This is a genomic window from Oceanobacillus sp. FSL K6-3682, assembly GCF_037976165.1.
GTDB classification, from domain to species: domain Bacteria; phylum Bacillota; class Bacilli; order Bacillales; family Amphibacillaceae; genus Oceanobacillus; species Oceanobacillus sojae.
Genome location: NZ_CP150263.1, coordinates 2,231,292 through 2,254,673, shown reverse-complemented (window position 1 = coordinate 2,254,673; position 23,382 = coordinate 2,231,292). Strand labels below are relative to the sequence as shown.

Sequence of the window (23,382 nt, the reverse complement as noted above, 5' to 3'; positions counted from 1 at the left end):
TGAATAAACTTCTATTTATAAATAGAAGTTTATTCATTCGATTCCAGATTATGATGAACATCCTGTACGTCTTCGCTTTCTTCCAGCGCATCCACCAGCTTCATCATTTTCTCTTCATCTTCCGAAGACAGAGAATTGAAATTTTGTGGAATTAAAGTGACTTCTGCATCAGCCAGTTTGTAGGACTGTTCTTCTAAATAAGAGACCACATCTTGGTAATCCTCAGGGCTCGTGAAGATTTCATAGGCTCCATCCTCTACGCTGACATCTTCTGCTCCTGCTTCCAGTGCATCTAAAGTAATTGTATCTTCATCAATAGAGCCATCTGTATTTTCAACGACAATATAGCCTTTACGGTCAAACATAAAGGATACACTTCCATTTTCACCAAGGTTTCCGCCATTCTTTTTAAAAGCATGTCTAATTTCAGCAGCGGTACGATTTTTATTATCAGTTAATACATTTACAATCACAGCAACTCCGCCGGGTCCGTACCCTTCATACGTAATTTCCTCGTAAGTGGCACCATCCAGCGTACCAGTTGCTTTTTTAATATTTCTCTCTATATTATCATTTGGCATATTATCAGCCTTTGCTTTATCAACAGCTGTTCTTAAAGCAGCATTGGTATCCATATCTCCTCCACCGCTTTTCGCAGCAAGATAGATATCTTTTGCATGCCTCATAAAAATTTTACCTTTTTTTGCATCTTGTGCGTTTTTTCTCTTTTGTATATTTTTCCACTTGGAATGTCCAGCCATTAGACATACTCCTCTCTCGAAACTCTTTTTTTACTATATCAAAAAAAGTCCCATCAGAAAAGGAAAACCATCTTTTCGCCATAACTATTCAAAAAGATTTTGAAACAGACGTTCCATATCTTCCCCCATCTGATTCCCTTCATTACGTGCATTAAAATCTTTTACCCGTTCCCATTTCGCTACATTGTTATAAATAAACAGCTTTTTATCTGTATGCAAAATATGCTCTATATCGTCACTTACTTCCTCAAAGTCACGATTATCTGTCCCTTTTTTCATTTGAATTGCAACAACAACACGATCCTCTGTTGTAACAACCTGTACATCTTCCACATCTACATTCTCCTGAAGTAATTCTTGAAATGCTGCTGACTCTTCTTTATCAAAGGATTCTAATGATGGCGGTTCATTTTGCCTTTCAACATTGTTTTCTGAGGGTACCTGTCCTTTATTTTCCTCATAGTGAATTGGCTGAACAGGCTGTTCTTTGCTTGCATTTCTTTCTGTAGATGTACCTGTACAGCCTGTCAGTAATAATAAAATGGATATCGCATAAATCATATATTGTATTTTCAGCATAATAAAATCCTCCCTTATACTGTTAGTATGGATAAGGAAGGACTTTTTAGACATCTAATTTAATGCTGTTATGAACTGGAATCATGCTTATCTTTAGACTGTTCAGGAAAGAATGGCGGCTTTGGATAGAATGAATTTTCTGGTGAATTGGATAATGGTGTCGGGTTAAAATAAGCATACTGCCGATTCTCTGCAACCCCTGGATCCCTTCTTATATCATCCATAAATGATGCCGATGTCGGCATCTGGCTTGGTTTGTCAGGTGAGACAGGACTATTATCCATAGTCTGCTTGGAAGCTGTTGCGTTATTTGCTGATGTATATATATCAGGTGCAGGTCCTTGCCGATTCATCTGATTTACAGTCTGTTCCGGCTGATAAGGCATCATCCCTTGAAACTGCTGATGTCCACCTTCATATTGCATTTCATTGAATCCCATTACCGGGTTGAAAGTAGCCTGCATCGGCCCTGATTGATTCTGATTCCCCCCACAGCCGCAGTCTCCACCTGCATGCATAGGAGGCATCATTGGAAATCCCTGCTGCATACCCGGGTGCATACCATACGGATTAAAATGAGGCATCGGTGGACAAGGCATGAAAAATACCGGCATCATCGGTGGACAAAAAGGCACTGGTTCACAAGGGATTGCTGGTGGATGCTGATAAGCTTCAAACTCAAAGGCCTCCTGCTGTTGTGGTACTTCTTTACCGGCAGTCTGCTCCATGCTTGGTGTAGTTTTTTCTTTTTGCTGCTTTTTAGGAGGTTCTTCTTTCTTTATCGGTTTCTGCATCGATTTTGGTTCCTTTTCTAAAATGGGCATAGAAGGAACCTTGGGCATTTTGGGCATAACTGCTTCAAATTGTTCTTTTTTCTTTTCTTTTTGATCATCTTCTTTTAATACAGCGATTGGTGTCGGTGTCTTTTGTTTATATGGATGCTCTGTTTTTTTCTTTTCTTCTTTCTGGACCGGTTTTGTCTGTTCTTTTTTTGCAGATTTTACCTCTTCTTTAGAAGGTAATGTCTTTTGCTCTTTTTTGGTTGTCTTTTCCTTCTTGGACACCGGTGTCATTTGTTCCTTTTTTGATGTTCCTTTTTGCACTTGTTTTGTTGCCCCTGGTATTTTTATTTTCATTCCAGGCATAAGCTTTTCCGGATTAGCTAAGTGTGAGTTTACCTTTTTCAATTCCTCAAAAGAAGCATTATACTTCTCCGCCAATTTCCATAACGTATCTCCAAGCTGTACAATGTGTATTTTCAAAAGTAACGAACTCCTTTCCCTTTCATAATTGAAATGGGCTAATGCTCTATATCAGCATATGCACATAATAGAAAAAAGTTGCACACTGGGCTTATGAATGTTTACAAAGCTGTTTTTAAGTTTTAAGTGCTTTAAATGGAAAAAGAAAAACCTGACTTATCCACTTTATAAATGTAAAAGTTAAAATTGCGCATACTAAAAACAGCAATTTTGTTTCAAATCATTCATGCTGTTTTTGATTAAAAAGATTGTACTGCCTGATACCACAAGTTTATTTTTTACTTAATAAAGGTATAGAGAGGTAATAGCATATTCTATAACAACTATCTTGTCATTGCCGAAAAGACACAAAGATTTATTTCATACTGTCCTTTTTATGGCTGGTATAACGTACGTTTTTAGTTTCATCGGTATCTTCAAAGCATTTGATTTTATTTTGGATACTTGTTAGGATGTGAAAGTCTAAAAAATACAATATTAAATTTTGTATTTATAGATTGTTTAAATACAGGAAGGAGCAAATTATGAGTAAAATCTCAAAGAAAAGAAAAATGTCCAATGTTTTTCTATATGCCTCTATTTTAATTGGCATTTTAGTAATTATTGGAGCAGTATTTCCGGATGGATTTGGACAAGTTGCCGGTAATATATCATCCTGGATTACTGAAAATTTTGGCTGGTACTACATGATTCTTACAACTATACTTGTATTCTTTTGTGTATTTCTTATTTTCAGCCCAATTGGAACTTTAAAATTAGGAAAACCAAAGGATAAACCGGAATTTAAAACAATCTCCTGGCTTGCAATGTTATTTAGTGCTGGAATGGGTATTGGATTAGTGTTCTATGGTGCATCTGAACCTGTTTCACATTATCTTGCACCACCTACAGAGGATCCAGAAACAAATGAAGCTATGCTTGAAGCTATGCGTTCAACCTTTTTACATTATGGCTTTCATGCTTGGGCTATATACGGTGTTGTTGCCCTTTCGCTTGCATATTCGCAGTTTAGAAAAGGAGAGGTCGGGCTTTTATCTAAAGCATTGCGCCCGTTATTCCACGATCGGGTTGATGGTCCATTAGGTACTCTAGTAGATGTCCTGGCAGTTTTCGCAACTGTTATCGGTGTTGCAGTATCACTAGGTGTAGGCGCTATGCAGATTAACGGCGGTTTAAACTACTTATTCGGCATACCTAATAATATTTTTGTACAAGCAATAATTATTGCTGTGGTAACTGTATTGTTCTTAATCAGTGCATGGAGCGGATTAAGTAAAGGAATTCAATACCTGAGTAATGTCAACATGGTATTAGCCGGAATTTTATTTCTTATCATATTAATTGTTGGGCCAACTATTTTAATATTAAATATGATGACAAGCGGTACTGGTGCTTATCTGCAAAACTTTATGTATAACGCATTAGATGTTGCTCCGCTGAATCAGCAAAAAAGTGAATGGATGTCTCAATGGACTATTTATTATTGGGGCTGGTGGATGAGCTGGAGCCCATTTGTAGGAATTTTTATTGCACGGGTTTCCAAAGGACGGACAATTCGCGAATTTATTTTAGCTGTCCTTCTTGTACCGACCATTATTGGTATTTTATGGTTTAGCGTATTTGGAGTTACAGGTATTTCTGTCGGACAAAGTGCACCACATATATTTGATATGCCTCCGGAAACACAATTGTTTGGCATTTTTAATGAAATCCCTATGGGTACAGTGTTATCCATTGTTGCAGTTCTGCTCGTGGCAATATTCTTTATCACTTCAGCAGACTCAGCAACCTTCGTTTTAGGAATGCAAACTTCATTTGGATCTTTAACTCCAGCTGGAAGAGTAAAGATCGTTTGGGGAGTTTCTTTATCAGCTATTGCATTTATTCTTCTCTTAGCAGGTGGAGAAACCGGGCTCGATGCACTGCAGTCAGCCGCAATCATAGCTGCTCTGCCATTCAGTCTGGTTGTTATCTTACTGGTTATATCCTTCTTCAAGATTGCTAACGAAGAAAGAAAATTCTTAGGCCTGACAATAACACCTAATAAGAAAAGGATGCAAACGTATCTGGAAACTTCTCCAGAGGAATATGAAAAGACATTGGAAACATATAGAGAAAAAAGAAAAGATAATTCAAAAGGAATATAAACAGGAAAAAAGTGCTGATACCATGTGTTCAGCACTTTTTTCCTGTTTCTTGGATTATTAAATTTATATATCAGAGGCTTTAAACATCAATAAAAAGCTTTCATTTATAAGATATTGTAAACGGAATACGACCCTAAAATAGTTACCTCACATCCAAGTGCCTCAAGCTCAGCCTTAACACCAGGCAGCAAAACATCATCGTATTTCTGATCCACATCAATAATAAAGAAATAATTGCCTAAACCAGTCTTTGTAGGTCTGGACTCGATTTTCGATAAGTTCAATTTACGCCAAGCAAATGCAGAAAGAATTTGATGAAGCGCCCCAGCTTTATCACTCGGTAAAGTGATTAGAAACGTTGTTTTTTCGCCTTTTGCCTCACTTTTTATTTTGACCTTCTCCGGCTGATGAGAAAGAACTAGAAAACGGGTATGATTATTTGGATAATCATGAATATTTTCTTTAAATATTTCCAGGCCATACTCTTCAGCAGCTGAACGATTTCCAATAGCTGCAATAGGCCTGTCAGAACCGCTGACTATTTCTGCTGCTCTTCCGGTTGAAGACGTAAAGGCTATTTTGGCATTTTTTAAATTCTGATGCAGATATTGGTGACATTGCGCTATAGCATGGCTATGTGAATGCACCTCTTCTATTTCTGATACTTTGCGAATAATATCACTGCGTACAAGCAAATGCTGTTGAATTGGTACAACGATTTCTCCAACTACAGGTATTCGCACTTGATGAATTAAATAATCAACGGTCAGCTGTACTGTTCCTTCAATTGCATTTTCTAATGGAACAACCCCGATGTCAATTTCTCCTTTATCTACTGCATCGATACATTCCGGAATTGTTTTAAAAGATTCTTTATGCTCACCATTAAAAGTTGCGTCTACTGCTAATTTTGTAAATGTTCCTTTAGGTCCTAAATAACCAATACTCGTCAACTTTATTTCCTCCTAAATATAAAAACTTTAAAGTGCCTGTTTAAAAATGTAAAGACTTGAGCCCGGATTGTACCATAGCGAAACTTGCCGTCTGCTCCTTAGTACAGCTATATCGTCCTGTCCGCACCTGTAATCCGGCATCAGCAAGTCTTCTTTGTTAAGGGGCTCAAGTATTAGAGTTTTCGTTTTTAGCACTTGGAGTTTGTCATTTCAAAGCTACTCAATAAAATCAAATTCGTAATCTAACAGTCGGACAGTATCACCGTCTTGTGCTCCGCGTTCACGCAGTGCCTTGTCAACACCCATTCCTCTTAGCTGGCGGGAGAAACGCTGAACAGCTTCATCGTGCTGAAAGTCGGTCATTTTAAACAATGTCTCGATCCGGTGGCCATAAAGTACAAAAGCACCATCTGGATCTCTTGTTATATGGAAAGGATCCTCTTCCTTCTGATAACGATAGACAACTGTTTCATCAGCCTGTTCTATCTCCTGTTCATATTTCGGAATCTCTTCCAGCTTATCTGCCACTGCAAATAATAAATCTCTCAAGCCATCTTTTGTTACGGCTGAAATTCTATATATAGGGAGCTCTTCTCCAAGTTTTTCTTTAAATTCTTTCAAATTTTCTTCAGCATCCGGCATGTCCATTTTATTAGCAGCGATGATTTGCGGTCTTGTTAAAAGCTTCTTATCATATGCAGCAAGCTCTTCATTAATTTTCACATAGTCCTCATAAGGATCGCGTCCTTCTGTTCCTGCCATATCAATAACATGTACAATCACTCTTGTACGCTCTACATGTCGCAGGAATTGATGCCCCAGTCCGACTCCTTGAGAAGCGCCTTCAATTAAGCCGGGCAAATCTGCCATCACAAAGCTTCGCTGATCTCCTGTATCAACAACTCCCAAATTAGGAGCAATTGTTGTAAAATGATAAGCAGCAACTTTTGGCTTGGCAGCACTCACTACAGACAGCAATGTAGATTTACCCACACTCGGAAAACCTACTAATCCCACATCAGCAATCAGTTTCAACTCAACTTTAATATTACGCTCCTGACCAGGCTCACCATTTTCAGCCATATCTGGAGCTGGATTACGTGGACTGGCAAATCTTGTGTTACCTCTTCCTCCACGTCCGCCTCTTGCAATTACAGCCTCTTGCTCGTGATTTGTTAAATCGGCAATGACTTCGCCTGTATCTTCATCTATTACCGTAGTTCCCGGCGGCACAGGGATAACATAGGCAGCAGCATTTTTGCCATGCTGTGTTTTGCTCATGCCATTTTCACCGCGTTTCCCTTTAAAATGGCGGTTATATCGGAAATCCATTAATGTGTTTAAACCTTCATCTACTTTAAAGACAATATTTGCTCCGTTCCCGCCGTCTCCGCCTGCTGGCCCGCCTTTTGGAACATATTTCTCACGACGGTACGCAACCAGTCCATTTCCGCCATCACCGGCTTTTACATATACACTCACCTGATCGACAAACATTGCTAATCACCTCTTTCTTCTTTTGCTAAATTCCATTCAAAATTCGTTTTTTCTTTTTCCTGTGTTACAGAAACACCATGTTGCTGTTCTATGTTCTCAATACTTATTTTCTCAAGGATGATATCTTTTATAACCATCCTAATTACCCATTGTGTTTCTTGCTCTTCAATATGAAGAACAAGATCGTATACCAGTAAATCTTGTGCAGCTTCTGACAAAAAAGCTAATAGCTTTTCACAGGATGAAAGAAGCTCCTGCTCATCAATCTTTTTCATAGAAGGTTCGAGTAAATCTACATAATACGTTAACGCAAAGGCAGGATATGTATCTTCAAATTGTAAAATCCATATCATAAGCTTATCAGCATTCAACCGCATCAGTTTCCGTTCTTCTTCATAGTATTCCAGAACATTATCTAAATTCATTTTTGCCTTATCCGCTTTCCCCATAGTTAAATAACCGGAAACAATTTGTAATCGGTTCATTAAATCATGTCTGTATTTTTGTATTATACGAACTGTCTCCTTTTCGTCCATTCCTTCACCTCATTAAAATTGAGTATAGCAGAAAACACAGTAAATCAAAAGCAGTAAAACAGAAGCATCCGACAATATCCGGGAAATGAAAGCAGGCTGCCGAGAGTTTATCTCGACAGCCTGCTTTGTTCCTTAACTATACTGTTAACCAAGCATTATGCTTCTTTAGCTACAGGATAAACACTAACTTTTTTACGGTCTCTACCGAAGCGTTCGAATTTTACAACACCATCGATTTTAGCGTAAAGAGTGTCATCTCCACCGCGGCCAACGTTCTCACCTGGATAAATTTTTGTACCGCGTTGACGATAAAGGATTGAACCGCCAGTTACAAACTGTCCATCAGCACGTTTAGAACCAAGTCGTTTTGATTGTGAATCACGACCGTTTTTAGAGCTACCTACACCTTTTTTAGATGCGAAAAATTGTAAATCAAGACGTAACATAAAAATGCACCTCCTTATGAGAAATTCAGTCGAACGTGCTCCCCATAACTTTCTTCAATAGTTTCTAAGGAGACAATCATCCCCTGTACTAACCATTGTATCTTTTCAAGTTTTTCGGAGCTTATATTCTTTGGAAGCTGGACAGAAAGATAACCGCCGTCAGCTCCCTGATCGATATTGAGGTCTGTCTCACATAACTTCATAATTGCATTCACAGCGCCAAATGTCACAGCTGAAACACCAGCACATACAAGATCATATCCATAAGGACCGCTCTCTGCATGTCCAGTAAGTTCAAATGCTGTAACTTGATTATCTGATTGAAAAACAGTTATTTGAATCATTATGAATAACAGAATCCTTATAAGCTGATTTTATCAACTACAAGTTTTGTGTATGGCTGACGATGACCTTGTTTACGATGATAGTTCTTTTTAGGCTTGAACTTCACAACATCAATTTTCTTTTGACGGCCATGCTTTTCAACCTTAGCTGTTACAGATGCGCCCTCAACGTATGGAGCACCAACCTTCACATCGTCTCCTCCGACGAATAGGACTTTTTCAAAAGTTACTGTGTCATTTACTTCACCAGCAACCTTCTCTACATAGATTTCTTGTCCTTCAGTTACTTTAACTTGTTTACCACCAGTTTCAATAATTGCGTACATTTATATGCACCTCCTCATTTAACTCAGACTCGCCATTCAGGTACTGCAGTTTACAGTTTTAAGACCTGTTCTGCGCGGTTGTAGCACGGGTGCTACTTAGAATAACAGATAAATCTTATCATTTTACGGGTTCCATTGTCAACCTTTTTTAATGATCTTAGATAAAAACTCTTAACAATAATATAGTATGGAAGCTTTTATATTTCAAAAACTATTTCACGCTCATTAAAAGCTCCTTCACATATGCCCGTATAGAATGAATATTTTTGTTTTCTCTACTTGGGTGGACTCTGTTTGTCAGAAGAACTGTATACATATTTTTCTTTAAATCAATCCATATTGTTGTACCGGTAAAACCATAGTGCCCGACAATCTTACTATTTTCAGATTTATGGAATATTGCCCAGCCTAATCCCCTGCTTTCATTTAATTGTGTTGTGTAATTAATAAATGAATCCTTTATTAATTTTTGAGAAATAATTTTATTTTCTTCTCCGCTTAAGGAATTCAATAACATAGCGCATAATTTGCCTATATCACCTACTGTTGAAAATACTCCGGCATGCCCGGCAATTCCGTCTAACAGTTCTGCATTCTCATCATGCACAGTTCCACGCTTAACCAGATTGTCAGCCGGATAAAATTCTGTTGAAACAATTCTTTCAATTAAATTTTGGTCTGGATTAAAAATTGTATCGTTCATATTCAGAACATCCCAAATATTTTCTTTCACGAGTCGATCAAGGCTCATTCCACTGACTTTTTCTATAATATCACCCAAAATAATAAAACCCCTGTTACTGTAGATAACCTGTTTATCAGGAGGATATTCTAGACCATCCTTTAACAGTCCTGTCATAATGTCTTTTTTATTATTGCCAAATTGCTTTAAATAAGTTCTCTCAGAAAGACCGGAAGTATGCGTTAAATGTTGAAATATCGTTGTATATTTGAGTTCTGAATCTATTTCATCCCCATAAAAGCGAAATAATTCATCATTCATATTTATGTATCCCTTATCTATCAAGAACATAACTGCCGGCCAAACAGCAACCACTTTTGTTAATGAGGCTATATCAAAAATCGATACCTTATTCATTGGCAATGAATAAGGTATAATTTGAGAAAAGCCATACTCTTTATGCAACTGCACTTTCTTATCCTTCACAATTAATATTACTGCACCGGGAACCTCCTCATTATCAACAGAATTACTCAAATATTTATCAATATTCAACATGATATCTGAATTATGCTCTGATTCATCTTGATAACTTTTTATATTGCTCAATATAAATACACTCCCCTCTAATACATAATTCAATATTCTTACCTATTATTACTCAACTTTCGCACCTGAGAATAAGCATCTACACCTTGCCATTCTAGGTTAAACATGTTCTTCATTATCCTGCTTGCATTTTGTTAAATTATCTTACTTTTGAAATGAAGATTGTGTATAGCTCCTGCAACCAACCACTCCGCTTTCCATGGGGACGGCTTCAGCTAACTTGAAAAGCAAAACGGCCCGCCGCAGCGGTGTCCATACACGTTACCTTCTTTCTAGATAGGGTTTATGCTTTGTCAAGAGACAGATGAAAGGAGCGATCAAAACCTATCACTACAATAAGTACATTTTTTTAGGCGCGAAAGTTGAGTTATTATATCTTAATTTATAAATAGACTAATGCTGCAGCCAAGAAAATTTATTATTAAGTAATGTCCGTTTTTATCTTTCATGCATTTACTCATATAGACAGCTTGTTCAGCATATATATACTTGTACCAATCTAAGAAGAAATTTATTTCTAATATTACTATCTTTAAAAAAGGATTGTGAGATGGATGGATAAAAACTTAAAAAAAATTCGTAAATCAATTGAAATGCGTCAGAAAGTAAAAGGACTGAATAGAGCAAAACAGGGCAACCAAGAGGATTATTTACAAAGTAACGCATTACCGGATATGGAAGAATCTCACGGTTTTTATCCTTCTATATCTTCCAGCCATACAAATTCAGCAATTCCTGAAAATAATTCCCGTATTACCAGTATTGCAGTGAAAGCTCTATTGTCCGTTTCGCTTTTTCTGGGAACAGCACTTGTTACTGAAGTAGACAAACCTTTTATGGAGCAGCCAAGAGAATGGATAACTTCCACTTTAACAAATCAATTTCCTTTTGCAAAAGTTAACGCGTGGTATTCTGAAGTATTTGGTACTCCTTTATCTTTCCGACCAAGTACGATTACAGAGGAGGTTGTTACCGATTCAACATATCTTCCGGTGAACGGCACCATTTCAGAACACTTCCATGAAAATGGTCAAGGTGTCTATATTGATACAGAAGGAGAAGAAAATGTGGCAGCAGTTGGAGAAGGTATTGTCGTGTTTGCTGGAAATGACCGTTCTACAGATAAAACGGTAAAGATTCAACACGCAGACGGTTCTACAACGCAGTATGGTTTTTTAGATTCAATCGAAGTTCACTTATATCAGCATATTTCTAATGGTCAAGTTCTTGGAGCATTAGGAAAAGAAAGCGGCAATCAATCTGTTTTTTTCGCAATTGAGCAAGAGAACAAATATATTGATCCTGAGCAGGTGATTCTGGTTGATCAACAGCCTTAAAACTTCTATACAACTCATTCATTTCCACCCTATTCTATGGATATTTATTATCATTTCTTTTTTGACAGGCTCTTTTACAGAGCTTGCTATTATTTTCAGCATTGTTTTTCTCCATGAATTAGGGCACTACATCGCTGCTTCTTCGTTTAAGTGGCGAATTTCATCTATTGTACTTTGGGCTTTTGGCGGAGTTATGAAAACAGATGAACACGGCACTCGCCCTGTCCGCGAGGAAGCAATCGTTATAATTGCAGGGCCGTTTGTACAAATTTTAATTTATGGCTTTTTATATGCCGTATCTTCCTCTGGAGTAATTCCGGATTATTATTTTGAATTAATACTTTATTATAATACAATTATTCTCCTGTTTAATCTGCTGCCAATTTGGCCGTTGGACGGCGGAAAGCTTGTTTTCTTAGCTTTAACTACTTTCTTAACCTTTAAAAAAGCATATTATACAACAATTATCAGTTCTTTAGTGATATGCGCAATAATCATTTTAGGACAGCTTCTTTTCTTTCCATTTACGTTAAGCAGTTTTCTTATCTGGCTCTTCTTAATACAGGAAAATTGGAAGGAATGGAAATATCGCTTTTATGTTTTTATTCGTTTTCTTTTAAAGAGATACGAAGGAGATAATATTGTACGTGCTATTAAACCAATTTACGCGTCTCCCCAGGACAGTTTTTTAGATGTATTGACCCGTTTTCACCGTGAAAAGAAGCATACCATTTATATTGAATACCCTGACAGGGAGCGGATTTCTGTTGAGGATAATGAGTGTTTAGATTATTACTTTAATGAAAGACCTTATCGACAAACGATTGGGGAAGCTTTTACCGGTTATTAAAAAATAAACATCCGATGGATTTTTTCCTGTCGGATGTTTTCTTTATTAATTATTATATTTTAAAAAATGCTTTTACCTTTTGCATAAAACCTTTTTCTTCCTCCAATGACTGCAAGGGAACTGTTTCTCCCAGAATTCTTCTGGCTATATTACGATAGCTGATAGAAGCTTTAAAATTTGGAGAGAGAGAAATTGGTTCTCCTTTATTTGCAGCTTTAATCATTTCTTCATCATCAGCTACAATACCTATTAAATCAATCGCTAACAGTTGAACAATATCATCAATATCCAGCATATCGCCATTTTTCATCATATGATTGCGAATTCGGTTAATAATTAGTCTGGGAGGTTCTATCATATCCTCTTTTTCGATAAGCCCTATGATGCGATCGGCATCCCGTACACTTGAATTTTCAGGAGTTGTTACTACAATTGCTCTGTCAGCACCGGCAATTGCATTTTGAAAGCCTTGTTCAATACCGGCAGGACAATCAATAATAATATAATCATACTCTTGCTTCAGTTCTGAAACAATCTCTTTCATGCCTTCTGTCGTTACAGCAGATTTATCACTTGTTTGTGCAGCAGGGAGCAATGAAAGGTAATCAAAACGTTTATCTTTGATCAGAGCCTGCTGCAGCTTGCATCGTCCCTGAATAACATCGACAATATCATAAATAATCCGATTTTCAAGTCCCATAATTACATCTAAATTACGCAGGCCAATATCTGTATCAATTAAACATACTTTTTTATCCATCAAAGCTAAAGATGTACCAATATTTGCAGATGTAGTTGTTTTACCAACCCCACCCTTCCCGGATGTAATTACAATCGCTTCACCCATTATTCATTCTCCTCTCAAATGCGCTAATCACCTTTCTCTGTTTAGAAAGTGTTTTAATCGAATCGATCACAATCTTATTCTGATCTGGATCAATGATTCCGCATTCCATGTATACTCCATCAGCTTCATAATCAGGTGCCCGACTAATATATTCTGCAATTCGAAGCTGTGCCGGCTTCATATAGGAGGCAGCTATAAAAGCCTCTTGATCTCCTTCTATACCGGCATGCGCAATTCCTAATAAGTTCCCCATAATATAGATGTTCCCGCTGGCTCTTACCCTGCCGCCGGGATTTACATCTCCAATTAATAATAAATCTCCTTTTGTTTCAAGTACTTGTCCGGATCTGACAATCTGATTAACTACCTTTAATTGACTTTCATCCAGCCATGTTTTTGCATCTTTAATTGGTATCACATCTGATTCCATTGCCTCAATTTGAAAACGGTTTTTTTCTTCAATAATACCTTTTAATTGATGGCGCTGTTCCTCCGTCAGATAACGATGGCCGAGTTTTACTTTAACCGAAACAACAGGCTCTTCTTTTTGGGGGGTGCTGGCGTCCAGTTTTTTTATCAGGTCTTGTAAAATCTCCTCAAAGGAAGAATTTTCATCAATAAATAAAATCAAACCATCTCTTGTACCTTTAATTGTGATGGTCGGTTTCGTTTCTTGCACGATACATTCACCTCTTTTTTCTACAGCTGCATCTAATGAATGATGCCGACTGAGCAGAGTCTGCCGCTCTTTAATAAATAATTCGGTTTGTTCGGTTTATTTCAAACGGTCAGATTATGTTAATTCTGTACCCCATTTCCGCATTGGTTTTATAATAAACGGATAAATTAATACCAGGAATAATAGATTCATAAGAATTGTAGGTATTAACCGGGTCAATAAGTATACTTCAATCGGCATATCTGTAAATCCGATAACAGTAAAAATGGCATAAATACTAACATCAGCTATGGCTATTCCAAAAGCTGACAGCATTAGCAGTACATAAAAGTTTCCCTGCAACATTTTCTTCAAACCGCGGACAATATAAATAACAAGTGCATAAGAGAACATATAGACACCTAATATACCTGTATAAACGATATCGAAAAGCAATCCAAAAATAAGCGCATATAAAACAGCATAATAAGTGTCATTCCGGTCGTAGAAAATAGCAATATAAATCAGCATGACAAACAGCCAGTGGGGCACAATCATATATGTACCCATTAACAGCTGATGAGGCAAAAGCTCTAAAGCTACTCCAGAGAGTACCATTACTGCAAAAAGAATCAAAGGGAATATTACACGCCTGGTCAAGACTCTTCATCCCCTTCTTCTTCATCTTCCGGCTGATCTATGGAACGATTCACAACAATCACATTCCGGATATCAAATAAGTCTGCAGCCGGTTCGATCATTGCAATCCTTGTTAATCCGTATTGATCAGCAACAACTTCTTTGACTTCACCAATTGTAATACCTGCCGGAAATTCTCCGCCCAGTTCTGAGGAATATACTGTATCCCCTTCTTCGATATCGGCATCAGACTCTTCAATAATACGGAACAAGAGCATCTCTGTTTCCTCATCAAATCCTTCAATCATTCCAAAAATATCTTTGTCATCTTCCCGTAAAACCGTTGCGGAAACACGGTTAAATTCATCAAATCCGGTCAATAATTGTACTGTAGATGTACCCTTGGAAGTATGAAGGACTTTTCCAATCATTCCTTCTGCTGTTCTGACAACCATATTTTCCTGGATTCCGTCATTCTCTCCGCGATTAATGGTTACCTGGTCCACCCATTGCTCCGGCGAACGGGCAATCACGGTCGCATAGATCGGTTCATAATCCCGAGCTGTTTCCGTCATATCGATAATGGAGCGCAGCTCTTCATTCTCATCCTCCAGCTTTTGCAAATCATATACCATGCTTTTTTGTTGAGATAATTGTTCTCTTAATACCTGATTTTCTTCATATGTTGTCTTAAAATCACTAACATTTGACACAATATCAGTAACAAACGTAACTGGAGCCTGTGCAATATTTTGCACCCACCCTACAGAATCACTGACAATCTTCTCGGCAAAGTTTAAATGCCCACGACTGTTTAAAGAATATCCTATTAATACTACTAGTACAATAAATCCAATTAGGATCACAAATAATTTCTTACTTCGAAAAAAATTCATACAAACACCTACTTATTAATTTAAAGCGCGTGAAGACACACTTGGAGCAGAACGGAATTGATCAATATAATCAAGTGATTTGCCCGTTCCGATTGCTACACTTTCCAACGGTTCATCTGTAACAAATACCGGAATTTTTGTTTCCTCACTAATTACCTTATCAAGATTTTTTAAAAGAGCGCCGCCTCCCGATAAAACAATACCCCGATCCATAATATCAGCAGATAATTCTGGCGGTGTTTTTTCTAATGTTGCTTTGACGGCATTAACAATTGCATCAATATTATCATCCAAAGCTCCGGAAATTTCTTCAGAAGTAACTGTAATCGTTTTTGGCAATCCCGTCAATAAATCACGCCCTCTTAAATCCATTTCTTCTCCAACAATGCCTTGTTTAGCTGCTGCTATATCCATTTTAATCGATTCAGCGGATCTTTCTCCAATCATTAGGCTATAATTTTTTCTTATGTAAGAGATAATCGCTTCATCCATGTCATCTCCCGCAATCCGGATAGAATTACTGGTTACGATCCCTCCTAAAGAAATAACAGCAATTTCAGTGGTTCCACCGCCAATATCAACAATCATACTGCCTGTCGGCTCCCAAACAGGCAACCCCGCTCCAATTGCTGCTGCAAAAGGCTCTGCTATCGGATAAGCTTCTTTTGCTCCTGCCTGTTTTGTTGCATCAATAACTGCTCTTTCCTCAACCATAGTGATACCAGACGGCACACAAACCATTACATTTGGTTTCCTAGCAAAGAGAGAACGCTTCTTCATTGCTTTTTTCATATAGTAACTCATCATAATGGAAGTTGTATCGTAATCTGCAATTACCCCGTCCTTCATCGGGCGGACAACAGAAATATTTCCAGGTGTACGTCCAATCATCATTCTTGCATCACTTCCGACAGCCTCAACTGCACCAGTCTCTAAATTCTTTGCCACAACTGATGGCTCGCGGACAATAACGCCCTTGCCCTTTACATAGACTAATGTATTTGCTGTTCCTAAATCAATTCCTAAATCCTGAGAAATATTAAATATCCCCATATATTTCATCCTCTCTCGTTCTTCCATCAATAATTATATTTTCAGTTTCTCGTTTTATATCAGCACGTATTATAGACTGAACCCTCTCATGAATCAAGCTTTGTTTATACAATTTTAAGAAGCGCCACTTTTACATTTTTTGAAAAATGGCGCTGAAAATTAATTCCATATACAATTATACGAAAAAAAATCTAAAATAGATAGTATTTATAAGTATCCTTTTTGTTTTAACGACACAAAGCGTTCATTCCCAATAACAAGATGATCAATAACCTCTATTCCAATTATTTTTCCTGATTCAACAAGACGCTTGGTAACAAGGATATCCTCCTGTGATGGTGTCGGGTCTCCTGAAGGATGATTATGACAAACTAAAACAGAGGCAGCAGAACGTCTGACCGCCTCGCGGAACAGTTCACGAGGATGTACTATTGAAGCATTTAAAGAGCCAATAAAAAGGGTTTGCCGATGAATGATTTGATTTTTTGTATTTAAAAAAAGAGCTACAAAATGCTCCTGTGCTAAATTACGCATCTCTTCCATAACATAATTCGCTCCATCTTCTGGAGAACGGATCATATAGGTATCTATCGACTTATAACTGCTGATTCTTTTTCCAAGCTCAATTGCAGCCAATATATTTAAACTTTTTGCAACACCTATCCCCTTAATAGCTGTTAATTCTTCTACCGTAGCATCCCTTAATAATTTAATACCTTCAAAATGCATAAGAATACGGTCTGCAAGCAGTTGAACAGGATCATTTTTAGAGCCGCTGCCAATTAATATAGATAATATTTCTTGATTGCTCAGCTTATCAGCACCATGCTTTAATAAACGTTCTCTTGGCCTGTCTTCCGTTGGTAAATCCCGAATAAAAATTGGTTTTCCCATGTTATCCCACCTTTCTTTTATCTATATCATACCGATACTAATCTTCTTCTACAAATTGGCAATTACTTATTTCTAAGCAATATCAGCAAGTTATAATTGATTTTTTCTAATAAGAAATTGGTTCTTTAAAGTCTTTTTACCAAAGCAAAAAAAGAATTTTATAAAAAAATCTTCTTTTCGTTATCTCTGAAAGCCTCTTGAACTACCCCACTTATCAACCTTATTAGTTGTTTGAAGTGGGAGATTCCTAAGAACACCAACCCATTGGTCAGTTATGGATTAGGCTATCCCCACAGTTCCTGCGGTTAATCGCAATGCTTCCTTACGAAGATTCCTGCTTGCGTTAACATCTCTTTGATGATGGCATTGACAGATGTCACATGTCCATGGACGCAAGGCGAGATTTTTAACGCCTTGGTTTTGATGTCCACAATGAGAACACAGCTGACTGGATGGATAGTTTTTAGCAACCTTAACAACCTGTTTTTCATACCAGGCCGCTTTATATGCCAGCATCGTTTGGAACGCAGACCAGGACACGTCGCTAATGGATTTCGATAGATTTCGATTTTTTAACATGGTTTTCACAGATAAATCTTCTATTCCGATGATATCGTGGTTTAGGCCAACATGATGTTGGTCATGCAAGCGTTGCCGCTGGACGCGGCGTTCTTAGCTTGCCTCCTTATCGGTGGAGATCTTATCTAACATATCTTTTCTTTTATTAGCAATTTTTTCATGAAGCCGGGCTACTTTTCGTTTTTGTTTCTGCCAATTTGCTGATCCTATTTGTCTTCTGGACAGAATTACCTGTGCTTTTGTGAGTTTCTTTTCTAATGTCCGGAAGAATCTTGTATTTCCATACACGGTGCCATCGGAAAGGGTTGCAAAATCCGTTAATCCGACATCGATGCCTACGCAGGTACCAGCCTTTTCATGAGGCTCAACTTCGGCTTCAACTAATATCAAAACAAAGTATTTACCGGCAGGGTTGCGTCGGACTGTTACATTCATCATACGGCCTTCCACTTCCTGACTTTTAGCCATACGAACAAGCCCTAGCTTGGGCAGCTTAATATGTTTATCGAACACGGCAATATTTCCATTGACATATTTCGTAGTATACGATTGAATAGGGTTCTTCTTAGATTTAAAACGAGGCGTCCTATTCTGTTTCTTGTAATAACGGGTATAGGCATCGTTCACGTTTTCCACCGCTTTTTGAAGGGCAATGCTATCGACTTCTTTGAGGAAGGGATAGTTTTTCTTCAATTCCTGAACCGCTTTAATCGACTTATTTTTATTGAAAAATTCGCCCTTCCAATTATTTTGAAGGAGCTATCCGTTTTGCACCATTTCATTCACCCTATACCAGTAAATATCTTTTTGTTTTTGTTTTCCTGTAAAATAGTTGTAGACAAAACGGGTACAGCCCATTGTCTTATGGATGAAAGTGATTTGGTTTTTGTTCGGATAGATACGAAAACGAAACACTTTTTTTACTTTCATGGTCCCTTCCCTCCTCCTGTCTATTATATCAGAAGAAGGACCGCAAAAGAACGCTTGTTCTGTTTATTTACGAGCAATTACTGCTCAAAAGCAATCTCTTGTCGGCAGGCGATTCACCTTCCCCTTATCGCTTCGATTAAAGCCTTCAAGCGCTTGAAGAGGGAGTCTTCTCGCCTGTTTTGATAAAAATCCCCTAAGGAAAGCTGGTGTTTGGGACCACGCTTTCCTTAGGGGATTTTATAAAACCTGCTATGCACGTTATCCGCTATAATTCATCATATACCTTCACCCAGTTTAATAATTGATAAGAAGAAGGTTTTCCCATCATTTCTGTTAAACTGGTTACTAATTCAGCTATCCTATCTGCCCTCTCAGGAGCCTTGTCTACCAGTACGGTTATCTCTTCATCTGCAATCGGCTGATTTAAATCGGCCTGCTTGAGCTGTTCATCAAAAAAAGATTGAAACTCTGTTATCCAGGCACTTTCTGCTTCTGTCATTTCTATTTCTCTCGCTTCTGTACTCCATTTCTTCACATAAAGGTCGGCTTGATTATTAGCAAGTGACGCAGCAAGAGATTTTACTGCATCTTCTGACGGACCAACTCCTGCCATCAGATAAAACTGTCCATCCTTTTCCAAAAATACAGTTGGAATATCCAAACTTGTTAAACTTTCTATTAAAGGATCTGCGTTTTCTAGTTCCGAAAAAATACCAGCCTGAATAATATATGTCTCTAGTGAATCTAGTGAACCCGTTACTATATCTGACTCTGCTTCTTCTTTTTCCGGCTGTGCAACCGGTGTAGTTCCCTGCGTCGGATTCCCAGCACTCGCAGGTGTATCAACCTGTACAAACATCCGGAAAAGAATAAAACCTATAATCGTTCCAACAAAAATAGCACTTACCCCACTGACCAGGATAGCTTTCCATATTATATTTCTTTTTCTTAGGGGCTTCCCTTTATTCATGCTGTTAACTGCTGATAGCGTTGAGAAGTCAGGTTCTTCTTGTTCATTTTCAACAGTTGCCGCAGATTCTGCGTCTACTGCATCTTCTTTGGAGGATGTTTTAACTTTATATGTCCAAGTACCTTTCGTATCATCTATCATATGTGGTTTTTGTTTTGTCATCAATCCGGCCCTCCAATGCTAGTATTGGTTTTACTCTAGCATAGCTCTTGTAAAAAGTAAGGCGAATTATGACATCAGCTTTTATAATCGTTCTACAATATTCTTTTTGTTCTTATCATTTTCTGTTATTTAATCTGATTCCTTCAAAGATTTAACAAAAGAACGGATTAAATCAATAAAATGGAATGATCCTGTTATCAGAACAGGCGCTGTAGACATTTTTATCTTATCTTCAATCCATGCCTGCCAATTTTCTACCTGCTCCCCTTTATTTTGCAGCGGATAATCTGTTAATGTAAGAGCCCTGGGATGTTCAAAAGAAGTTATATACAAATTTGGAAAAACATCTGCCAGCAATCTTTGCATTTCTGCTACATCCTTATCCTTGAAAGCGGCAAATAAAACCAGCACTTTTCTTCTTGGATAAATTGCTCTCACCGTTTTAATAAAAGCCTTTATTCCTTCTTCATTATGTGCACCGTCGACCAGAATAAATGGATTATCATGGATTTTTTCCATTCTTCCCGGTATCGTAACCTTTTGCATAGCATCAATCGATACACGCATATCCAAATGACCGAATCTATTCTTTAATACCTTTAAAGCTTGTATTGCTACGGAAGCATTGTGATGCTGATGTAAACCAATTGTCCGGAGTTTTACACGATATTTTGAAGCAAGGTTTTTCCATTCAAACTCATCAATCTGTAAATCTGTAATCGTGAAGTCCATCCCAAATCGATATAATACTGCTCTCTTTTCATTTGCTTCGTTGATAATAGGAATAAGCCCTTCTCCCTCCACCCCTGTTATAATAGGAGTAAATGGTTTAATAATCCCCGCTTTATGGGCAGCTATTTCCTCAAGTGTATTACCCAAAAATGCAGTATGATCTTTAGAAACTGTCGTAATAATTGATAAAATGGGGTTAATAACATTTGTTGTATCTTCTCTTCCTCCCATACCGGCTTCTACAATAGCTATATCTACATTCCTGGAAAAATATAAAAAAGCCAGCGCAGTGATAATTTCAAAGTGGCTCGGTGCCCTGCCATCCTTATCCATTTGCTGAATCACCGGTTTTATTTCTTGAAATAATGCAGTAAAAGCTTCCTCAGAGACTGGTTCTCCGTTATTAAGTATAAAGCCCGTAAGGCCTTGTAAACTAGGTGATGTAAAGGTACCTATACGATAACGATTTGCTCTTAATGCAGCTTGCAGAAAGGTACCTGTAGACCCTTTTCCATTTGTTCCGGCAATATGAATAGATGCAAATTTTTTCTCTGGATGATCTAAAGCTTTTAGCAAAGCCTCAATGCGATCTAAGCCCGGCTGTATACCAAGTTTCTGCCTTTCTTTAAAAAAATTAGTGATGTCTGAATGCATCTCTCTTTCCCCCTTCATCTATTTCATCGTATACTAATTATCACGGCATGAGTGTTCGTAATTCCGCCTTTTTCTTACAGTGTTATTATTTTTTAGGGTTTGGCGGAAAACGGCCTCTTCATCTCCTGATTGGTTCAGGCCAACACGATGTTGGTCACACAAGCGTTTTCGAAGGATTCGAAGACGTTAGCTTGTGTTCCTTGTTCTTATCGGGATAAACCATTCGTTAAATCAGGTTTCACTGTATCACAGAAAGGATGTTCTATTTTGAATTGTTTTGGCTGGATTATTATTAATGGAAGTATTGCAACAGACAAATTCCTGGACTATGCAGATATGATTAAAGATGCTGCTGCAAAGCAAGGAATTAATACAATCTGCTTAAAAAATGATGATTTAATAACTTTATTATGCCCGAAAAAAAGCACTGTGTCATCTATATCAAATAATGGTAAACTGCCTGACTTTGCTTTTTTTATTGACAAGGATATTTACTTAGCAAGACAGTTGGAACGGCTTGGAGTACGCGTATTTAATTCTTCAAAAGCAATTGAAATCAGTGATGATAAAATTTATACTTATCAAATGCTCGAGAAGCAGCAGCTTCCCATTCCTAACACCATCATTGCTCCTAAAAAATATCATGCAGAGAACCTTTCTTCCTGTTATATACAGAAAGTAATCGATTATCTCGGTTTTCCAATGATTGTGAAGGAAACATTTGGCTCCTTTGGAGAGCAGGTTCATTTAGTTCATTATAAAGAAAAACTAACCAGTGTTATCTCTCTGATTGGACAGCGCCCATTTTTATTTCAGACTTATATTGAGGAAAGCAGGGGGCGGGATATTCGCGTTCAAGTCATTGGCGATCAGGCAATTACAGCTGTGGAACGCCAAAACGGTCAGGATTTCCGGGCAAATGTAACGAATGGAGGAAAGATGCTCCCATTTACCATTAATGATGAAATAGAGAAGCTTGCCGTTGCAGCTGTAAAAGCAATCGGAGCGGATTTTGCAGGTGTTGATTTATTATTTGGACCAAATAACGAATGGTTGATTTGTGAAATAAATGCTAACGCACATATCCGAAATCTGTATGAATGTACAGGGATCAACGCTGCAGACCATATGATAGCATATATAAAAAAGGAGCTTTTCCAATGAATGGCTGGTTAATCTATACAGAAGCTGATTCCATACGAAATAAAAGTTATATTGACTGGTTTATTGATGAAGCCAAAAAGCAGTCAATTGAACTAACACTACTATTACGAGAAGATATTTCTATTGGTATTCGAAGAGATAAACAGATTATTAATACAAAAGGAAAAGAAGTCTATGCTGATTTTGCTGTTGTCAGGACAATGGATCCGCTTTTAAATAAGCAGCTGGAGCAGATGGGGGTTACTGTATTTAATAATGCGGTGATTTCAGAAACATTTAATCATAAGGCTCATGGATATCTAGCTATGCAGCAGCTGGGTATACCAGTACCGGAAAGCTATTTTTTTCACGGAAAACTTATTCCTTCCTCTTTGCCACTAAATTTCCCATTTGTTGCCAAAGCGGCTAAGGGCAAAGGTGGAAACCAGGTTACGATGATTGATAACCAGCAGGAATGGGAAGCATATCGAAAAAGCTGTACAGAGGATTTCTTATTACAATCTCCTAAAAATATTCAGCCCGGGAAGGATTTACGGGTATTTGTCATTAATAAAAAAATCATTGCTGCTGTTTTACGGTCTAATGCAAATGATTTTCGGGCAAATTATTCTCTCGGAGGAACAGCATCCTTGTACACTTTAAATAAAACCGAAATAAGAACCATTCAAAAGATTATAGATGCTTATGATTTTGGACTTGTCGGTATTGACTTTATGTTTACAGAGGATGGAAAACTTATATTTAATGAAATTGAAGATGCTGTCGGCTCTCGTACCTTGAGTATGCTGACTGATATCAATATTTTAGAAGCGTATATAAGTTATATAAAAGAAAAAATAGCTGTGCGATAATGTTTCCACACAGCTATTTTTTCA

Annotated in this window: 23 protein-coding genes, 1 pseudogene and 1 other annotated feature; of the genes and pseudogenes, 5 read left to right on the top strand and 19 right to left on the bottom strand. The window is 37.6% G+C overall.

Annotated elements, in window-relative coordinates; all coding sequences use genetic code 11:
* Window positions 1-29: 29 nt before the first annotated feature.
* From MHH51_RS11220 to safA, 3 genes are all read right to left on the bottom strand, one after another.
* On the bottom strand, window positions 30-761 hold the full coding sequence (locus tag MHH51_RS11220; RefSeq protein WP_156985393.1) for a YebC/PmpR family DNA-binding transcriptional regulator: 732 nt from the start codon (window positions 759-761) through the stop codon (window positions 30-32).
* A gap of 84 nt (window positions 762-845) precedes the next feature.
* Window positions 846-1,340 carry a YhcN/YlaJ family sporulation lipoprotein gene (locus MHH51_RS11215; protein ID WP_198048570.1) on the bottom strand — a complete coding sequence of 165 codons (495 nt, stop codon included), beginning with the start codon at window positions 1,338-1,340 and terminating at the stop codon, window positions 846-848.
* A 68-nt stretch (window positions 1,341-1,408) separates the two neighbouring features.
* Window positions 1,409-2,602: a SafA/ExsA family spore coat assembly protein gene (safA, locus tag MHH51_RS11210; protein WP_339286105.1), complete on the bottom strand. Its 1,194-nt coding sequence runs from the start codon at window positions 2,600-2,602 to the stop codon at window positions 1,409-1,411.
* Between the two features lie 524 nt (window positions 2,603-3,126).
* On the opposite strand from safA, the gene MHH51_RS11205 reads away from it, so the two are divergent.
* Window positions 3,127-4,749, top strand: coding sequence for a BCCT family transporter (locus MHH51_RS11205; RefSeq protein ID WP_147207899.1), 1,623 nt, complete (start codon window positions 3,127-3,129; stop codon window positions 4,747-4,749).
* Between the two features lie 104 nt (window positions 4,750-4,853).
* On the opposite strand, the gene pheA is transcribed toward MHH51_RS11205, so the two are convergent.
* From pheA to MHH51_RS11170, 7 genes are all read right to left on the bottom strand, one after another.
* Window positions 4,854-5,702 (bottom strand): prephenate dehydratase, encoded by an 849-nt coding sequence (gene pheA, locus MHH51_RS11200; RefSeq protein ID WP_147207900.1) that lies wholly within the window; start codon window positions 5,700-5,702, stop codon window positions 4,854-4,856.
* 216 nt (window positions 5,703-5,918) lie between these two features.
* Window positions 5,919-7,199, bottom strand: a complete 1,281-nt coding sequence (obgE, locus tag MHH51_RS11195) for a GTPase ObgE (RefSeq protein ID WP_339286104.1) — start codon at window positions 7,197-7,199, stop codon at window positions 5,919-5,921.
* 2 nt (window positions 7,200-7,201) lie between these two features.
* On the bottom strand, window positions 7,202-7,735 hold the full coding sequence (locus MHH51_RS11190) for a Spo0B domain-containing protein (protein ID WP_147207902.1): 534 nt from the start codon (window positions 7,733-7,735) through the stop codon (window positions 7,202-7,204).
* A 155-nt stretch (window positions 7,736-7,890) separates the two neighbouring features.
* Complete coding sequence (rpmA, locus tag MHH51_RS11185; RefSeq protein ID WP_147207903.1) at window positions 7,891-8,181, bottom strand: 50S ribosomal protein L27; 291 nt, start codon at window positions 8,179-8,181, stop codon at window positions 7,891-7,893.
* A gap of 14 nt (window positions 8,182-8,195) precedes the next feature.
* On the bottom strand, window positions 8,196-8,525 hold the full coding sequence (locus MHH51_RS11180) for a ribosomal-processing cysteine protease Prp (RefSeq protein ID WP_147207904.1): 330 nt from the start codon (window positions 8,523-8,525) through the stop codon (window positions 8,196-8,198).
* Between the two features lie 17 nt (window positions 8,526-8,542).
* Complete coding sequence (rplU, locus tag MHH51_RS11175; protein WP_147207905.1) at window positions 8,543-8,851, bottom strand: 50S ribosomal protein L21; 309 nt, start codon at window positions 8,849-8,851, stop codon at window positions 8,543-8,545.
* Window positions 8,852-8,866: 15 nt separating this feature from the next.
* Window positions 8,867-8,941 (bottom strand) — a sequence feature (ribosomal protein L21 leader region).
* A 121-nt stretch (window positions 8,942-9,062) separates the two neighbouring features.
* A complete protein-coding gene (locus MHH51_RS11170; RefSeq protein ID WP_339286101.1) occupies window positions 9,063-10,142 on the bottom strand; it encodes a serine hydrolase domain-containing protein in 1,080 nt (359 codons plus the stop codon).
* A 554-nt stretch (window positions 10,143-10,696) separates the two neighbouring features.
* On the opposite strand from MHH51_RS11170, the gene MHH51_RS11165 reads away from it, so the two are divergent.
* Window positions 10,697-11,479, top strand: a complete 783-nt coding sequence (locus MHH51_RS11165; protein WP_339286099.1) for a M23 family metallopeptidase — start codon at window positions 10,697-10,699, stop codon at window positions 11,477-11,479.
* The gene (locus tag MHH51_RS11160) at window positions 11,463-12,329 is read left to right on the top strand and encodes a M50 family metallopeptidase (RefSeq protein WP_307725827.1); all 867 of its coding nucleotides are present in this window, start codon (window positions 11,463-11,465) and stop codon (window positions 12,327-12,329) included. The genes MHH51_RS11165 and MHH51_RS11160 overlap by 17 nt, the downstream gene beginning before the upstream one ends.
* 52 nt (window positions 12,330-12,381) lie before the next feature.
* Here the strand turns inward: MHH51_RS11160 and minD are convergent, their stop codons facing one another.
* The 9 genes and pseudogenes from minD to MHH51_RS11115 form a co-directional block, all read right to left on the bottom strand.
* A complete protein-coding gene (minD, locus tag MHH51_RS11155) occupies window positions 12,382-13,176 on the bottom strand; it encodes a septum site-determining protein MinD (protein ID WP_147207908.1) in 795 nt (264 codons plus the stop codon).
* Window positions 13,169-13,855 carry a septum site-determining protein MinC gene (gene minC / locus MHH51_RS11150; protein WP_147207909.1) on the bottom strand — a complete coding sequence of 229 codons (687 nt, stop codon included), beginning with the start codon at window positions 13,853-13,855 and terminating at the stop codon, window positions 13,169-13,171. The genes minD and minC overlap by 8 nt, the downstream gene beginning before the upstream one ends.
* Before the next feature lie 114 nt (window positions 13,856-13,969).
* Window positions 13,970-14,494 carry a rod shape-determining protein MreD gene (gene mreD, locus MHH51_RS11145; protein WP_339286096.1) on the bottom strand — a complete coding sequence of 175 codons (525 nt, stop codon included), beginning with the start codon at window positions 14,492-14,494 and terminating at the stop codon, window positions 13,970-13,972.
* Window positions 14,491-15,369 (bottom strand): rod shape-determining protein MreC, encoded by an 879-nt coding sequence (gene mreC, locus MHH51_RS11140; RefSeq protein WP_147207911.1) that lies wholly within the window; start codon window positions 15,367-15,369, stop codon window positions 14,491-14,493. The genes mreD and mreC overlap by 4 nt, the downstream gene beginning before the upstream one ends.
* 15 nt (window positions 15,370-15,384) lie before the next feature.
* Complete coding sequence (locus MHH51_RS11135) at window positions 15,385-16,422, bottom strand: rod shape-determining protein (RefSeq protein ID WP_147207912.1); 1,038 nt, start codon at window positions 16,420-16,422, stop codon at window positions 15,385-15,387.
* 207 nt (window positions 16,423-16,629) lie between these two features.
* On the bottom strand, window positions 16,630-17,316 hold the full coding sequence (gene radC, locus MHH51_RS11130) for a DNA repair protein RadC (RefSeq protein ID WP_147207913.1): 687 nt from the start codon (window positions 17,314-17,316) through the stop codon (window positions 16,630-16,632).
* A 279-nt stretch (window positions 17,317-17,595) separates the two neighbouring features.
* Window positions 17,596-18,825, bottom strand: a pseudogene (tnpB, locus tag MHH51_RS11125) (IS200/IS605 family element RNA-guided endonuclease TnpB).
* A gap of 265 nt (window positions 18,826-19,090) precedes the next feature.
* Entirely contained in the window at window positions 19,091-19,957 is an 867-nt protein-coding gene (locus MHH51_RS11120; protein WP_339286093.1) for an SPOR domain-containing protein, read from the bottom strand.
* Window positions 19,958-20,086: 129 nt separating this feature from the next.
* Window positions 20,087-21,343 carry a folylpolyglutamate synthase/dihydrofolate synthase family protein gene (locus MHH51_RS11115; protein WP_198048572.1) on the bottom strand — a complete coding sequence of 419 codons (1,257 nt, stop codon included), beginning with the start codon at window positions 21,341-21,343 and terminating at the stop codon, window positions 20,087-20,089.
* A 267-nt stretch (window positions 21,344-21,610) separates the two neighbouring features.
* On the opposite strand from MHH51_RS11115, the gene MHH51_RS11110 reads away from it, so the two are divergent.
* Together MHH51_RS11110 and MHH51_RS11105 are read left to right on the top strand one after the other, a co-directional pair.
* A complete protein-coding gene (locus MHH51_RS11110) occupies window positions 21,611-22,507 on the top strand; it encodes a RimK family alpha-L-glutamate ligase (protein ID WP_339286091.1) in 897 nt (298 codons plus the stop codon).
* On the top strand, window positions 22,504-23,358 hold the full coding sequence (locus MHH51_RS11105; RefSeq protein ID WP_147207917.1) for an ATP-grasp domain-containing protein: 855 nt from the start codon (window positions 22,504-22,506) through the stop codon (window positions 23,356-23,358). Before MHH51_RS11110 ends, MHH51_RS11105 begins: the two co-directional genes overlap by 4 nt.
* The last annotated feature ends 24 nt before the right edge of the window (window positions 23,359-23,382 follow it).